Consider the following 11,826-nt stretch of genomic DNA (forward strand, 5'->3'; position numbering starts at 1 on the left):
CCCTCCACCCCCGCCACCGAGGCCGGCGCCTCCGCCGCCAAGACAACCCCCAGGAGACTTCGGGCAAAAGTCGGACACGAGCTTCGCGCCTCCACCTCCGCCGCCGACGCGTCGATAAGAACTTTCGCGCATAACGTCCGTTTCGACCTGGCATCTGAGATTGCTTACCAAGCGATCCGGGAGCAGTATTTCGCACGTCTCAATAGAGTGCTTACAGGCGTACAAGTGTTCCTGGGCACGAGTGCTGCGGCCGCCATGTTGAGCTGGGTCCCGGGCTTGGCGGTGTGGCTTGTCAGCGCGTCTGCATTGGCGGGCGTTCTCCTGTTGGTTATGGACCCTGCCGGCGCCGCACGCGACCATCGTGCGTTGCGATCTCGTCTGCAGATGATTAGGGCGGGGCTTGAGGAGCACACCGACACTGAAGAGAGCTTGCGGCGCGCGCGTGCCGGAGTGATCCGCATCTGTGCTGACGCGCCGCCTGGTTATCGGGCGGCACAGGCGATAGCATTCAATAATGCAGTCAATGCATTTTATGACGAAAAAGCAGCGTCTCAGCACCGTTACAAAATAGGCTTTTGGCGTGGCTTGTTGGCAAACGTGTTCCCTATGAGAGGCCATCGTTTCGCAAAAGAACAAACGTTGCCTCACCGGATAGACAACGGCAGCGACGGTTCTGATCTCGTCAGCCATTGATTTTTTCATCAGGAAACTCTCATCGGCATCAGGACGAACAGCGGCTTGATGTCGACCTCGCCGACATCCTCCCGCTGGACCAGCGCCGGCGAGCCGGCGTCGCCCAGGCTGAAGGTCAGACGCTTGCCTTCGGCGGCGCCCAGCATGTCGAGGCAGTATTTCCCGTTGAAGCCGATCTCGACGGCCGAGCCTTCGGCATTCTCGATCGACACCTCGTCGTTGGCGCTGCCGGCATCGGGGTTGTTGGTGGAAAGCACGAGCATGCCTTCCTCGCCGGCGAAGTTGAACTTCACCGCGCTGCCGCGGCCGCTCGACACGGTCGACACGCGATCCACCGCTTTTGCAAGCGCGTCCCTGTCGACGGTGAAGTGGTTGGCGTTGCCCTTCGGAATGACGCGCTGATAGTCGGGGAAATTGCCGTCGATCAGCTTGGTGACCAGCGAGATCGGCCCGAAAGTAACCTTGAGCCTGGTGTCGGCGACCTGCACGGCCAATTTCTTGCCGTCTGCCTTCTGGGTAAGCTTGTCAATCAGCGCGACCACGGTGCGCGGGATGATGATGGCCGGCATGCCGTCGGCGCCGTCGGGAACGGCAAATGCGAATTTGGCCAGCCGGTGGCCGTCGGTCGCGACGGCATTAAAGGCGCAACCGGTATCGCCGGACGAGACGTGCCAGTGGATGCCGTTGAGATAGTAGCGGGTTTCCTCGCTGGAAATGGCGAAGCCGATCGTGTCGAGCATGCGCTTGATGATGCGCGCCTCGACCTCGAAACTGTGGCTGTAGCCGACTTCGTTCATGACCGGGAAATCGGTCGCGGGCAGCACCTGGATGCGGAACTTCGAGCGGCCGGCGCTGACGGTGGCGAAGTCCTTTTCCGCCTGGATGGCGATCTCGGCGCCGTCCGGCATCTTGCGCACGGCGTCGTGCAGCAAGGTGGACGGCAGGGTGAAGGATGCGTCCTTGCCGGCCTGGCAATCGACGCTGGTGCGCAGCTCGCAGTCCAGGTCGGTGCCGGTGATGGTCAGCCGGCCCGCCCCACTGTCCACGGCAAGCAGCATGTTCTGCAGCACGGGGATGGTGCTGCGGCGTTCGACGGCCTTGCTGACCAAGGCCAGCGCGGGAAGCAATGCCTCCCGCGCCAGGATGATGGTGTCCGCCTTGCTCACGCCGACATCTCCGGCGTGCCCTCGAAGGTCGGCAGCGCGGTCTTGTCGCGCGCCTCGGCCAGCGCATTGCGGACATGCTCGTTGATCGCCTGGTCGGGCCGGTAGATCTGATAGGACCACATGATCATCGGGCCGGCCGGCCGATAGCGCAGACGCACGGGGATGCGCACCTTGTCGCCCATGAAGAAGGGCGCGATGTTGAGCATGAACAGCCCTGGCACCTTCAGCGGCTTGCCTTCGGCGTCGTTGTGCGTCTCTTCCCAGGCGATCTGGCCTTCGCCGCTCTGCAGCGTCGTCGCCGTCTTCACCTTGGTGTCGATGTTGACCTTGAGCCCGCGCGACAACTCGACCACCTGCGCCGGCGTCGCGAGCTTGGTCTGGAATTGCTGCTCCAAAGTGACCCGCTCGTGCTCGGTCGGCGAGGAAAGCTCGGCGACGCGGTCCTCGAGGAAGTAGGCGAATTCCGCCTGCTTCATCGCCTCGCCGTCCATGTCGATCCACTTCTTCCACTCCTCGGAAAGCGGGAAGGCGTAGTGGACCCGGTGCTTGCCGAAGGCGGCCTGTGTGCCGGCTTTCTGATGATAATCGATCACGGCGGTGAACGAAGGATGCCGCCAGTCGGCATCGGCGAAGATCGCGCTATTCTCAGTCTTGTGCCGGTTCGTCAGTTCGCAGAACGATTCGAGCGTCTGCGCCACCGCCTGACCGGCCTTGCGTGCCGGGAACAGGCGGAAGTTCTCGAACAGGCCGGCGATGTTGCGAGCCTCCGGGCTCTTGCCGTTGATGAGCGCGACCGGGATTTGCTTCGGCACGCCGGCCAGGCCTTCGGGCGCGGGCAGCGTGGCGATCTCGATGGCGCTGGCGTCGGCGCCGAGCTGCGCCAGGGCTTTCACGTCGAGCCCTGCGGCCGGCGCGATCAGGGCGGCGTCCAGCGTTTCGGCGACAGGCGTGGTTTTGGCATTCATTGCTTTGGTCCTTTCTCGGGTTTTGGGAAGGGTCAGGCCTGCTGGCGATCGGCGGCCGCGCGCGGGCCGCTGAACATGTCGGTCTGCTGGGGGTGCTCGGTCGAAAGCGAGCCGTCGTCGAGGACCCAGTAGAAGGAGGATCCGCGCACCGGCTTCGGCCGCTTCGAATCGATGTCGCAGGTGATGGTGGCGGTGCCGGCCTCGACCTCGAGGTTGATCTTGAGCGACACGCTGCCCTTGACCTTGCTTTTCGGCCTATCGCCGCCAAGTTCCTTGAGCTTGGCCAGCGTGTCGGTGATCTCGGTGCCGAGTGCCGCGGCGACCTCGCCGCCCTCCAGCATGCCGATAATGGTTTGGGCGTCGCGAATGCGCTTCATCGTGGTCTCCGGTTCAGAAGGGGATGTTTTCGCCGTCGCGCTGGCGACGGGTGATGAGTTCGGCGTCGGCATCGGTGAGCAGGCCGCTCAAGACCCTGACGGTCTCCTGCAGGCGGACGTTGCGGTCCAGCGCGGCTTCCAGCTCGCGGTGCGTCTGCTCGTGCTCGCCATGCAGGAACGTGATGCGCGCCTTGAGCGCGTCGATCTGCTTCTGCTGGCTCGCCGCGAGCGAGCGCGCGTTTGGCTTCGCTGCCATGATCTGCCTCCTAAAAAGGGATTTCGTCGTCGAGCGCTTCGCGCATGCCGGGCGATTGCTGCTCGCGGCTCTCCTGCCGGTTCGACGTGCCGCCGCCGCGCTGCGTGCCGTAGTCGCCGGGGTCGCGAGCTGGATGCTCGGCCTTGTCGAGCATCTGGATTTCGCCGCGGAACTTCTGCAGGACGACTTCGGTGCTGTACCGGGCCTGGCCTGACTGGTCTTCCCATTTGCTGGTCGAGAGCTGGCCCTCGACGTAGACCTTCATGCCCTTCTTCAGATACTGCTCCGCGAGCTTGGCAAGCGCCGCGTTGAACACGACCACTGTGTGCCACTCGGTCTTTTCCTTTCGCTCGCCGGTGTTCTTGTCGCGCCAGCTTTCGGACGTCGCGATGCGGAAGTTGACCACCGGGTCTCCGCTGTTCATGCGGCGGATTTCGGGATCGGCGCCGAGGTTGCCGACGAGGATGACCTTGTTGACGCTGCCGGCCATGTCAGGCGGTCCTTTCATCGGAAGAGGGAAGCGCACCGGCCGGGGCGGCAGGATCTGGCGGAGGCGTCAGCACGGCGATCGCCTCGTCGATGTCGCAGAGGAAGGCGGCGCGCAGGCTGGCCATAAAGCCCGCTGCCGGCCTGATCTCGACCGACCTGTGCATGACGTGGCCGATCAGGATGCGGATCGGCTCGCCTTCGACCAGGCGCGCACGCGCAGCGCGGAGGCTTTCGAGATCGCTCATGCGGGCCTCACGACGATGCCGAGATACCGCTCGAGGCGGTCGATGAAGGCGATCTCGGCTTTCATCGCGCCCCAAGGCTCGATCGGTTGGGCCAGACGTGGCGGCGGCAGGTCGAGCTTGGGCAGGCATCGCCGGTCGGCATTCTGGCCAAACAGCGCCAATGCCTCGGCGACCAGCATGCGATTATCCATCTCTCGCACCTGCCGGACATAGATCGGCATGCGCTCAATGTCGGGCAACTGGGCCGCCGCGTAGATCGCCAGGTCGAGGGTGCGCCCTGCTTCCTCAATGGCGCGACGCACCAGTTTTTCGATGAAGTCTGGTCGGTTGAGGCCGGCGCTGACGGCGAGCTTCGCCACGTGGTATTGGATGACGTCGACGGCCGGCCGCGTGACGTCGCCAAACGGGTATTCGCGTCCGTCATGAAGCAGGAAGTAGCCGGCGAGCACGCTGTCGCCCTCTCGCGAAACAGCGCGTCGGCGCCCATAACGGAATGCTGCCCGACGACATAGGCCGGGCAGCGATAGATGCCGTTGAAGCGCGCGATCTTCGACAGCGCGTTGGCCATGTCGGCGAAGTCGATGTCTTCGGCGGTCGGATTGACCAGGTCGAAGGCCTTGCCGTCCGGGCGGAAGGCAGGAATGACGGCTGCCGGCTTGGTCTTGGCCGCGCGCTGCTGCTCAAGCCGTCTTGCGTCTCGCGGGGAAAGGGCCTGGTTCACTGGGTCACCCGCGGCAGCGTTTCGTCGACGGCCGCCAGCACCGCCTTGCGGGCGGTCGGGAAGATCGGCAGCTTGTCGAGATAGGCGGAGAGGACGGTGAGGCATCGCTCGCGCTGGCTGGACCACGGGTCCACAATCAGCGCCGCGCGGGCGGCGCAGTACTTTCCCCAGGCGATGACGAGCGCCTGCGTTTCCGTCGTGTCGCGCGGCAGCGGCAGCCGGTTCGGCATGGCTTGCCGCGCCTTCTCGATGATGTCCGCCATCAGGTCGGGGCGGATGGAGACGTGCCGGGTCGAGAGCTCGGTGGCGAGCTTGCCGGCGTCTTCCTTGAACTCGACGATCTCGGCCGAGGTGAAGCCGGCGCGGATCAGGTCAGCGAAGCGCACGCCGCCGCCGACAGCAAATAGCTCGCGCATGGCTTCTGCCATCTCCAGGCAGCGCGGATGTGTATCTGTGCCGCCCTCGGGCAGGACAGGGCGAGCCTGCGTAGTCGGGCGATGATAATCGAGCATTGGTTCAGGCCTCCTTGGCGAATGGAATGGAGACCGGCCGAGAGCCGGTCAGAGGGCTCCGGCGATGACTGCGGCGCAGAACAGGACGGAAGCGACAGCAGCGAGAGAGGCCAGATTCTTGGCCATCGTCGCCTGCTCGTGATAGCCTCGCGCCCTTTGAAGGCGCTCGCCTTCGATCACGCCGAGATTGCGCGGGGGTGCGACATGAAGCGACTGATGCTGGCGACGGCGCTCGTAACGGCTTGGGCCGGGATCGCGCGTGCAGATGACTCTTTCGACCGGGTCGCGGAAGTTTATGGCGAAGCCGCCGCGTTTGGGGAGATGTGTCCGGCGCTGAAGTTCAGCGACGCAGCCATGACTTTCTATGCTGGCGCGGCCGGCGTGAACATCGACGATGGCGTGATCAGCGAAGCTGGGTTCTTCCAACGCAAAGCGTTCGCCGAGTGGGGCACCAAGCCCGCCGGAATGGCCTGCGCGCAGGCGGACCGACTGTTCGGACCCTCGGGCAGCAAAGCCCCCAGCCTGCTTGTCCGGGAATGACATGAAGTGCTCCATCGGCTGAAAAGTCGATGGAGTGTGAATTACTCACATTAAAGTGTCAAGCAGCAATGTGAGAAAGTCACATTAAGCAGTTTTGAGGCGCAACGGACCTTGCCTGTTGACCTTCTTGAAGGCGAGCGGCGGCAGCACCGCAAAAATCTCGCCGACCCATTCCAGGATCACGTTCTCGATCGGTGCCGCATTCCAGGACAAAAGGTTCACGCCGTTCGCGCCGCGCATGATCGTTTTCAGGAAGCGGCGGCCGTCGGCCGTGCGCACTGCGGCTTCCTCGCCGAAGAATGCTTCGAGGGGCCTCTGCTGTTCTTTGTAGACGATGATGACTGACCCGTTCTTGTAGACCGGCAGCATCGAATCGCCGCGCACGCCAAGCGCTATCATCTCGTCGGGCAAGGGAAAAGGAACCTCAATGGTTTCAAGCCCTTCTTCGGGCACCTGTTCGAAGTCAGGTTCGACTTCGGCACCGGCGCCGACATAGCCCATAAGCTTGACCGTTCGCCTGTCAGTGCCGGCCGGGCCTTCGCCTTCCCCGGTCAGAAGCCAGCCTTCGTGAACCTTGAAGGCCTTGGCGTATTCCTTGGCGGCACGCGTGATGGCGGATTGCCCGCGTTCGTGCTGGGAATAGGTGTTATAGTTCCAATGGAATCGCTCAGCGGCTTCCTTGGCAGTCTTGAAGCCGCGCAGCTCGCGCACCTGGCGCAATCGTGCGGCCTGCTCATCAATCCGGGTAATATCCATAGCGTGAGTTTTTCACATTTCAGTGTGAGTTTCTGCTTGACAGATTGATGTGACTTTCTCACACTGACGGTATGTTCGAAGATCGCATCGACGTGGCCGCGCTTCGCGAAAGGCTAGGGTGGACGCAGCAGCAGCTTGCTGACTACTGCGACACCGACCGCTCGACCGTGTCGAAATGGGAGAGCGAACCGCCGACCAAAGGTCCGGCGCTTATCCTGCTGCGCCAGCTTCGCAACGGCGGTCCTGTTCTGCCGGCCGGTCCCGCACCCTCCCAAGCCGGGGCCGGCCATTGCGAGGTGGCGCGATGACGAGAGTGATCTGCTCGCCTTCACTGACCTTCCTGCAGCCTCCGGCCGACGACCGTCGCCGGCTCGGCGGGGACAGCGTGCGGCTGTTGAAGCTGCTCTCGGCCTTCGCCGGCGAGCATCCGATCGATTTCTGCGCGCGTCTGCTGCGCGAGGAGGCGCGGCGCGTCCTGAACCTTCCTCCGTTGACCTGTCAGGGTAGAGCAGCGGCAGCTCGCCTGGCTCATAACCAGGAGGTCGCGGGTTCAAATCCCGCCCCTGCAACCAATACACCCCGAGCGAAGAGAGGACCCGGGAGGGCAGGCTGCTTGCGGCTGCTCTCCCGGGGGCCGCCCGATTGACCGTCTGATTTGAAGCGCGGGTTTTCATGCCCGCGATCTGAACCCTAAAACCGCTGGCTGATCACGGAAACAATTTTCGCGATTGTTTCCTTGACCGGCGAAGCCTTGCCCGAAGGTCGCTATGGCAGACGCCGACGATATCCGCGCCATCCCGCGCCTGACAACCGACGCCGAGCGGCGCCACCTGAAAGGCCTGACCAGGACCGTCCTTGCCGGCGTCAACGGCGGCGACGCGTTCTCGCCCGTGACCCGCGTGGAGAAGGCCGTGCTGTCGAAATATGGCAGCATCTCCTTCCCCGATCACTTCATCCCGCTCGACGTCGCCGTCGAGCTCGATCGCTTTGCCGACGCGCCGACGCTGATCGGCGGCGCGGCCGCGATGCTCGGCTACCGGCTGGTGCCGACCGGCGACGCCGACGATGCCCACCAGTTGACGGTCGCCGATGCGCAGTCGGTGGCCAAGGAGACCAGCGAGGTCGTCACGCTTCTCCTCACCTTGCTTGCCAGCGGCAAAAAACTCGATGCCGCCGACCGGCAGAGCGTGATGAAGGAGGTAGTCGAGGCCAAGGCTTCGCTCTACCGGGTCGTCAACAAGCTGTCGGGCGGTGCCGCATGAGCTGGACCGCCGAAGAACTCGACTGCCTGAAGTCGCTCGCCGAACAGGGCTTGAGCGCCGGGCAGATCGCCTCGCATTTGCCGGGCAAGAGCCGCAACGCCGTCATCGGCATGCTGAAGCGCGGCAAGGGTGCCTATGGCAGCCTGCAGGGGAAGCCTCGAAACAATGCGCGCGGCCGCACTGCGCCGCCGGCTGAGATCAAGCTCGATCGGCCTGCCTTGCCGCCGCGCGCCAGGATCATCGCGCCGCCGCCGATCGCGCCCGCAGTTATCCAGCCGAAGCCGGAGCCCGTGGCGAACCTCCCGGCGCCGCTGCCGATCACCTTCCTGCAGGCCATCATGACTGATCGCTGCCTGCACTATGCCTGCGCGCCATTCGATCCCGACGGTCCCGACATGCCGGTCTGCGGTGCCGAACGGGCGACCGATCCTATTGGCACGCGCTATTGCCGGCGCCACCTCACCTTGCGCGTGCGGGTGGCGGCATGAAGCGGGCGAGCCGCAAGTGGGGGGTCCTGCGCAACCGTGACGGTAACTGGTGCTGGACGCCCTGGCGCGAATACGTCTTTGGCGGCGGCAAAAACGCGCCCTGCGAGCAGGAGGGCGGCGAGTGATGAAGCGGGCATTCCTCAATGGGCGTGTGACGCTGCACATCGGCGATTGCATCGATGTACTGCGGACCATGATGGCCGACTCCGTCGACTGCGTAGTGACTTCGCCGCCGTATTGGGGGCTGCGCGACTATGGCACGGCCACATGGGAAGGCGGCGACCCGAATTGCGAGCACCGCTCGCCAACGATTCGCGACGGCCGATCAGATACCCATCAGGCGCTTGCGGGCTCCGTATCTACGAATTCGGCGCAGCTGCGCCTGGCGCATAGGACGCCCTGCGGCAAGTGCGGCGCGATCAAGGTCGATCGGCAGATTGGGCTCGAGCCTACGCTGGGCGAGCACCTGGCGGTGCTGGTCGCGTTGTTCGAGGAAATCCGCCGCGTCCTCAAGCCGACCGGCACGCTGTGGATCAACTATGGCGATTGCTATGCCACGAGCCCGAACGGGCGCTCTGCTGCCGATACGAAGGCGACAAGCAACGATGACCGCACTTTCCGCGACAAGCCTTTCTCCACCATCGGCGGCGTGCTGAAGGCCAAAGACCTCTGCATGGTGCCGAACCGCCTTGCGATCGCCCTGCAGGAAGCCGGCTGGTGGGTGCGTAGCGAGATCGTGTGGGCGAAGCCGAACCCGATGCCGGAAAGCATCCGCGACCGGCCGGCGACCAGCCATGAGAAAATCTTCATGCTCACCAAATCGGCGCGTTATTTCTACGACGCCGAGGCTGTTCGGCAGGCGTCCGCAGTGTCCTCCGTAGGACGCTGGTCACAGGATCTCGAAAGCCAGGAAGGCTCGCACAGGGCGAATGGCGGTGCGAAGACCAACGGCACCATGAAGGCCGTCGGCGCACCGCGCCGGAAGCAAGAAGCCACGGCTCAGTCGGCAGCCGCCGTCGGCGGCTCATCCGGTCGTCGCATGGCTGGCTTCAATGCCAGATGGGATGCGTCGGAGCAGGATCAGTTTCGCGGCAACGGTCGCAATCTTCGCAACTATGAACCGGCGCCGGCGGTAGTCTGGAATATCGCGACCCAGCCGTTTTCCGACGCCCATTTCGCGACCTTTCCGCCAGAACTTGCCGAGCGCTGCATTCTTGCTGGCTGTCCAAAGAGAGGGCTGGTGCTCGACCCTTTCGGAGGTGCTGGCACGACAGCCCTTGTCGCCCTTCGTCACCATCGACGCGCCGCGCTGATCGAACTCAATCCTGACTACGCGGAAATGGCGCAACGCCGGATCGAACAGGAATGGAAGGTCTCCAAACCTGTTCACGCGGTACCTGAGTGGACGGGTACTCTGTTTGCCAACGGGGCGGCGGAATGATCGCTCATGCCGCCGCCGTTCAGGGAGAGAATTCAGGCCGCGTCCATCACGGACACGACCGCCGTTTTGCCGAGCGCCGCCAGCGCCGCCTTCATCAGCGCCAGCCCGGTCGGATGATCCGGATCGAGGATCCGGCGCGCCTCCGTCTCGCCACGGCCGATGCGCCGGGCGAGCTCGGACTTGGAAATGCCAGCCGCCTTGAACGCCTCGATCACCGCCAGCTTGAAGGCGGTGTCCGGATCAATCGCGACAGGCACCAGGTCTCGACCCTTGGCGCCAGGCGACGGCAACGGACGGCCATCCTGAAGAATGCCGCGCAGGGCCAGGCCGAGCGCTTCGGATGCATTGGCCAACGCCTCGGCCTCGTCGGCACCGCCGGTGATGGCTTCGGGTACATCCGGAAAGGTGACTTGAAACCCGCCTTCGGGGTCGGGCTCCAATTTCGCCAGGTACTGGTAAGTGGTCTTGTGCATTGCGCTTGTTCCTTGTTGTACGGTTCTTTTTGTTATTGCTTGTTTATTGTTGGGACCACGAAAGGCTGGGGATCAATCGATCCCCAGCTGCTTCCTTATGGTCCGTACTCTCAAATTCGTCAGTTCGCCGGATTGGATGGTGGTCATCTTGTCCCCGAACTTCACGCGGTAGTGCGAACCCTTCCCCTTGTTGGTGAAGACTTCGAAGGCCACGCCCCGCTCTCTGGCAAGGCCCCGAAGCTCCCGGATGAAGGCTTCTCTTTTCATTCGCTCCTCTATCGTCTCGATGAAAGGAATATCGCACTTCCATGTGCGAATTGCAAGAGGGATTCGCACATGCATGTGCGAATTTTTGGAGGTCGCGCATGACCTCCGCAATCGTCAAGGATGCCTTCGACCCGAACCATGTCGACTTCGACGTGTTCGCGATCTTCCTTGAGGCGCGACGCATTCATCGCGGCAAGACGGTCACGCGAGTGGCGAAAGAGGCCGACGTCGAGCCGGATGCCGTGAAGCGCGCCGCGCGCGGCCGCAACCCCGGTTCCTACGAGTTCTTCGCGCTCTGCGACTGGATCGGCGAGCATCCGGCCACCTTCCTGAAAAAGGAGCTGAGGCATGGGTAAGCTTGCCGGCTATGATTATCGCGGGCTGGGCAAAATCCTGCGCGCCCGTCTTGAACAGGACGGCCGTGGCTGGCGCGCCAGCGCCGCCGACATCGGCGTCTGCGCGTCCGACCTTTCCCGCATCTGCAACGGCCAGCCTGTGTCGGCGCCGAAGGTCATTGCCGTCTGCGACTGGCTGAGCCTGTCCTTCCGCGCCTTCTACGACGCGCCCGACAAGCCGGGCGCGCGTCAAATCGATGAAATGTTTCACGGGAAGAGCACTGAAACAGCCGAGGCCCCTGATGTCCGCTGAAGGCCGCTTTGTCTATTGGGTGCAACTGACGAACGGCTTCGGGCCGAAGGCCAAGGCCTTCGTCGTCATCTTCGAATGCCCCTATCCGTCCACTGCCGACATCGACCGCGAGCTTCGCCAGCACGGCATCGTCAACGGTTCGCGCCTGGAAACTGTCGATGACGGCAGGGGCGGGCGCCTCATCCGCGAACGCCGCGGCTTCATGTTCGGCGTCGCCGGCCTGATCGCGGTCCAACCCTACCACAAGCCATGCTGGGAGCCGGAAGAATGAAGACCCCTACGAACACCGGTCCGCGATTCGGCACGCCGGCGAGCATCGATCCGAAGAAGCTTTTTCGGCTGCCGCTCCCGATGCAGGCCGAAGGCGTGCGACTGCTCTTCGAGATGGGCCAGACGATTGGAGAGGTGCAGGCGCGCATCGGGCTCTCGGCCAATGAAATCCGGCAGCTCATCGAGATCGAGGCGCGGTTCAGGCGAGGCGGCGACGTCAACATAGTGGCGGAGGGCGTTTGATGCCCATCAGCCGT

At 63.8% G+C, this 11,826-nt stretch carries 21 protein-coding genes and 1 tRNA gene; 11 read left to right on the plus strand and 11 right to left on the minus strand.

Annotation, left to right across the window (positions count from 1 at the left end):
- A partial coding sequence (locus tag LB528_RS23000) for a hypothetical protein (protein ID WP_224716405.1) occupies nt 1–693 on the plus strand: 693 nt, incomplete at its 5' end.
- An 8-nt stretch (nt 694–701) separates the two neighbouring features.
- Here LB528_RS23000 and dnaN read toward each other — a convergent pair.
- The 8 genes from dnaN to LB528_RS23040 all read right to left on the minus strand — a co-directional run bounded on the left by dnaN (nt 702) and on the right by LB528_RS23040 (nt 5,424).
- A complete protein-coding gene (dnaN, locus tag LB528_RS23005; RefSeq protein WP_224716406.1) occupies nt 702–1,859 on the minus strand; it encodes a DNA polymerase III subunit beta in 1,158 nt (385 codons plus the stop codon).
- Nucleotides 1,856–2,824: a DUF2303 family protein gene (locus LB528_RS23010; RefSeq protein WP_224716407.1), complete on the minus strand. Its 969-nt coding sequence runs from the start codon at nt 2,822–2,824 to the stop codon at nt 1,856–1,858. The genes dnaN and LB528_RS23010 overlap by 4 nt, the downstream gene beginning before the upstream one ends.
- 32 nt (nt 2,825–2,856) lie before the next feature.
- Nucleotides 2,857–3,201, minus strand: coding sequence for a hypothetical protein (locus LB528_RS23015; RefSeq protein ID WP_224716408.1), 345 nt, complete (start codon nt 3,199–3,201; stop codon nt 2,857–2,859).
- Nucleotides 3,202–3,214: 13 nt separating this feature from the next.
- A complete protein-coding gene (locus tag LB528_RS23020; protein WP_224716409.1) occupies nt 3,215–3,457 on the minus strand; it encodes a hypothetical protein in 243 nt (80 codons plus the stop codon).
- 10 nt (nt 3,458–3,467) lie between these two features.
- Entirely contained in the window at nt 3,468–3,947 is a 480-nt protein-coding gene (gene ssb, locus LB528_RS23025) for a single-stranded DNA-binding protein (protein WP_224716410.1), read from the minus strand.
- A 1-nt stretch (nt 3,948) separates the two neighbouring features.
- Complete coding sequence (locus tag LB528_RS23030; protein WP_224716411.1) at nt 3,949–4,191, minus strand: hypothetical protein; 243 nt, start codon at nt 4,189–4,191, stop codon at nt 3,949–3,951.
- Nucleotides 4,188–4,640, minus strand: a complete 453-nt coding sequence (locus tag LB528_RS23035) for a hypothetical protein (protein ID WP_224716412.1) — start codon at nt 4,638–4,640, stop codon at nt 4,188–4,190. The genes LB528_RS23030 and LB528_RS23035 overlap by 4 nt, the downstream gene beginning before the upstream one ends.
- Before the next feature lie 268 nt (nt 4,641–4,908).
- On the minus strand, nt 4,909–5,424 hold the full coding sequence (locus tag LB528_RS23040; protein WP_224716413.1) for a hypothetical protein: 516 nt from the start codon (nt 5,422–5,424) through the stop codon (nt 4,909–4,911).
- Nucleotides 5,425–5,628: 204 nt separating this feature from the next.
- Here LB528_RS23040 and LB528_RS23045 point away from each other — a divergent pair, with 204 nt between their 5' ends.
- Nucleotides 5,629–5,964 carry a hypothetical protein gene (locus LB528_RS23045; RefSeq protein ID WP_224716414.1) on the plus strand — a complete coding sequence of 112 codons (336 nt, stop codon included), beginning with the start codon at nt 5,629–5,631 and terminating at the stop codon, nt 5,962–5,964.
- An 84-nt stretch (nt 5,965–6,048) separates the two neighbouring features.
- On the opposite strand, the gene LB528_RS23050 is transcribed toward LB528_RS23045, so the two are convergent.
- On the minus strand, nt 6,049–6,675 hold the full coding sequence (locus tag LB528_RS23050) for an XRE family transcriptional regulator (RefSeq protein ID WP_224716415.1): 627 nt from the start codon (nt 6,673–6,675) through the stop codon (nt 6,049–6,051).
- A 116-nt stretch (nt 6,676–6,791) separates the two neighbouring features.
- Here LB528_RS23050 and LB528_RS23055 point away from each other — a divergent pair, with 116 nt between their 5' ends.
- From LB528_RS23055 to LB528_RS23075, 5 genes are all read left to right on the plus strand, one after another.
- Complete coding sequence (locus tag LB528_RS23055; protein ID WP_224716416.1) at nt 6,792–7,028, plus strand: helix-turn-helix domain-containing protein; 237 nt, start codon at nt 6,792–6,794, stop codon at nt 7,026–7,028.
- A 188-nt stretch (nt 7,029–7,216) separates the two neighbouring features.
- Nucleotides 7,217–7,292, plus strand: a tRNA-Met gene (locus LB528_RS23060).
- Between the two features lie 195 nt (nt 7,293–7,487).
- A complete protein-coding gene (locus tag LB528_RS23065; RefSeq protein ID WP_224716417.1) occupies nt 7,488–7,982 on the plus strand; it encodes a hypothetical protein in 495 nt (164 codons plus the stop codon).
- Nucleotides 7,979–8,470: a GcrA family cell cycle regulator gene (locus tag LB528_RS23070; RefSeq protein ID WP_224716418.1), complete on the plus strand. Its 492-nt coding sequence runs from the start codon at nt 7,979–7,981 to the stop codon at nt 8,468–8,470. Before LB528_RS23065 ends, LB528_RS23070 begins: the two co-directional genes overlap by 4 nt.
- Nucleotides 8,471–8,594: 124 nt before the next feature.
- Nucleotides 8,595–9,911 (plus strand): DNA-methyltransferase, encoded by a 1,317-nt coding sequence (locus LB528_RS23075; protein ID WP_224716419.1) that lies wholly within the window; start codon nt 8,595–8,597, stop codon nt 9,909–9,911.
- Nucleotides 9,912–9,943: 32 nt separating this feature from the next.
- On the opposite strand, the gene LB528_RS23080 is transcribed toward LB528_RS23075, so the two are convergent.
- Nucleotides 9,944–10,384, minus strand: coding sequence for a type II toxin-antitoxin system HicB family antitoxin (locus LB528_RS23080; protein WP_224716420.1), 441 nt, complete (start codon nt 10,382–10,384; stop codon nt 9,944–9,946).
- Nucleotides 10,385–10,456: 72 nt separating this feature from the next.
- Nucleotides 10,457–10,651, minus strand: a complete 195-nt coding sequence (locus tag LB528_RS23085) for a hypothetical protein (protein ID WP_224716421.1) — start codon at nt 10,649–10,651, stop codon at nt 10,457–10,459.
- 98 nt (nt 10,652–10,749) lie between these two features.
- On the opposite strand from LB528_RS23085, the gene LB528_RS23090 reads away from it, so the two are divergent.
- Genes LB528_RS23090 through LB528_RS23105 form a run of 4 tightly spaced genes read left to right on the plus strand, consistent with a single transcriptional unit; the run spans nt 10,750 to nt 11,812 of the window.
- The gene (locus LB528_RS23090) at nt 10,750–11,007 is read left to right on the plus strand and encodes a helix-turn-helix domain-containing protein (RefSeq protein ID WP_224716422.1); all 258 of its coding nucleotides are present in this window, start codon (nt 10,750–10,752) and stop codon (nt 11,005–11,007) included.
- Nucleotides 11,000–11,299 carry a hypothetical protein gene (locus tag LB528_RS23095; RefSeq protein ID WP_224716423.1) on the plus strand — a complete coding sequence of 100 codons (300 nt, stop codon included), beginning with the start codon at nt 11,000–11,002 and terminating at the stop codon, nt 11,297–11,299. Before LB528_RS23090 ends, LB528_RS23095 begins: the two co-directional genes overlap by 8 nt.
- Nucleotides 11,289–11,570: a hypothetical protein gene (locus LB528_RS23100; protein ID WP_224716424.1), complete on the plus strand. Its 282-nt coding sequence runs from the start codon at nt 11,289–11,291 to the stop codon at nt 11,568–11,570. The genes LB528_RS23095 and LB528_RS23100 overlap by 11 nt, the downstream gene beginning before the upstream one ends.
- Nucleotides 11,567–11,812, plus strand: coding sequence for a hypothetical protein (locus LB528_RS23105; RefSeq protein WP_224716425.1), 246 nt, complete (start codon nt 11,567–11,569; stop codon nt 11,810–11,812). Before LB528_RS23100 ends, LB528_RS23105 begins: the two co-directional genes overlap by 4 nt.
- The last annotated feature ends 14 nt before the right edge of the window (nt 11,813–11,826 follow it).

The sequence above is a fragment of the Mesorhizobium sp. CA4 genome, assembly GCF_020165075.1.
Taxonomy (GTDB): domain Bacteria; phylum Pseudomonadota; class Alphaproteobacteria; order Rhizobiales; family Rhizobiaceae; genus Mesorhizobium.

Excerpts from the sequence above, each read along its gene's own strand:
- LB528_RS23045 (WP_224716414.1), top strand. The coding sequence starts at position 5,629 with ATGAAGCGACTGATGCTGGCGACGGCGCTCGTAACGGCTTGGGCCGGG.
- LB528_RS23020 (WP_224716409.1), bottom strand. The coding sequence starts at position 3,457 with ATGGCAGCGAAGCCAAACGCGCGCTCGCTCGCGGCGAGCCAGCAGAAG.
- LB528_RS23010 (WP_224716407.1), bottom strand. The coding sequence starts at position 2,824 with ATGAATGCCAAAACCACGCCTGTCGCCGAAACGCTGGACGCCGCCCTG.
- ssb (WP_224716410.1), bottom strand. The coding sequence starts at position 3,947 with ATGGCCGGCAGCGTCAACAAGGTCATCCTCGTCGGCAACCTCGGCGCC.
- LB528_RS23085 (WP_224716421.1), bottom strand. The coding sequence starts at position 10,651 with ATGAAAAGAGAAGCCTTCATCCGGGAGCTTCGGGGCCTTGCCAGAGAG.
- LB528_RS23070 (WP_224716418.1), top strand. The coding sequence starts at position 7,979 with ATGAGCTGGACCGCCGAAGAACTCGACTGCCTGAAGTCGCTCGCCGAA.
- LB528_RS23105 (WP_224716425.1), top strand. The coding sequence starts at position 11,567 with ATGAAGACCCCTACGAACACCGGTCCGCGATTCGGCACGCCGGCGAGC.
- LB528_RS23080 (WP_224716420.1), bottom strand. The coding sequence starts at position 10,384 with ATGCACAAGACCACTTACCAGTACCTGGCGAAATTGGAGCCCGACCCC.
- LB528_RS23055 (WP_224716416.1), top strand. The coding sequence starts at position 6,792 with ATGTTCGAAGATCGCATCGACGTGGCCGCGCTTCGCGAAAGGCTAGGG.
- LB528_RS23030 (WP_224716411.1), bottom strand. The coding sequence starts at position 4,191 with ATGAGCGATCTCGAAAGCCTCCGCGCTGCGCGTGCGCGCCTGGTCGAA.
- LB528_RS23100 (WP_224716424.1), top strand. The coding sequence starts at position 11,289 with ATGTCCGCTGAAGGCCGCTTTGTCTATTGGGTGCAACTGACGAACGGC.
- LB528_RS23065 (WP_224716417.1), top strand. The coding sequence starts at position 7,488 with ATGGCAGACGCCGACGATATCCGCGCCATCCCGCGCCTGACAACCGAC.
- LB528_RS23090 (WP_224716422.1), top strand. The coding sequence starts at position 10,750 with ATGACCTCCGCAATCGTCAAGGATGCCTTCGACCCGAACCATGTCGAC.
- LB528_RS23015 (WP_224716408.1), bottom strand. The coding sequence starts at position 3,201 with ATGAAGCGCATTCGCGACGCCCAAACCATTATCGGCATGCTGGAGGGC.
- LB528_RS23075 (WP_224716419.1), top strand. The coding sequence starts at position 8,595 with ATGAAGCGGGCATTCCTCAATGGGCGTGTGACGCTGCACATCGGCGAT.
- LB528_RS23095 (WP_224716423.1), top strand. The coding sequence starts at position 11,000 with ATGGGTAAGCTTGCCGGCTATGATTATCGCGGGCTGGGCAAAATCCTG.
- LB528_RS23040 (WP_224716413.1), bottom strand. The coding sequence starts at position 5,424 with ATGCTCGATTATCATCGCCCGACTACGCAGGCTCGCCCTGTCCTGCCC.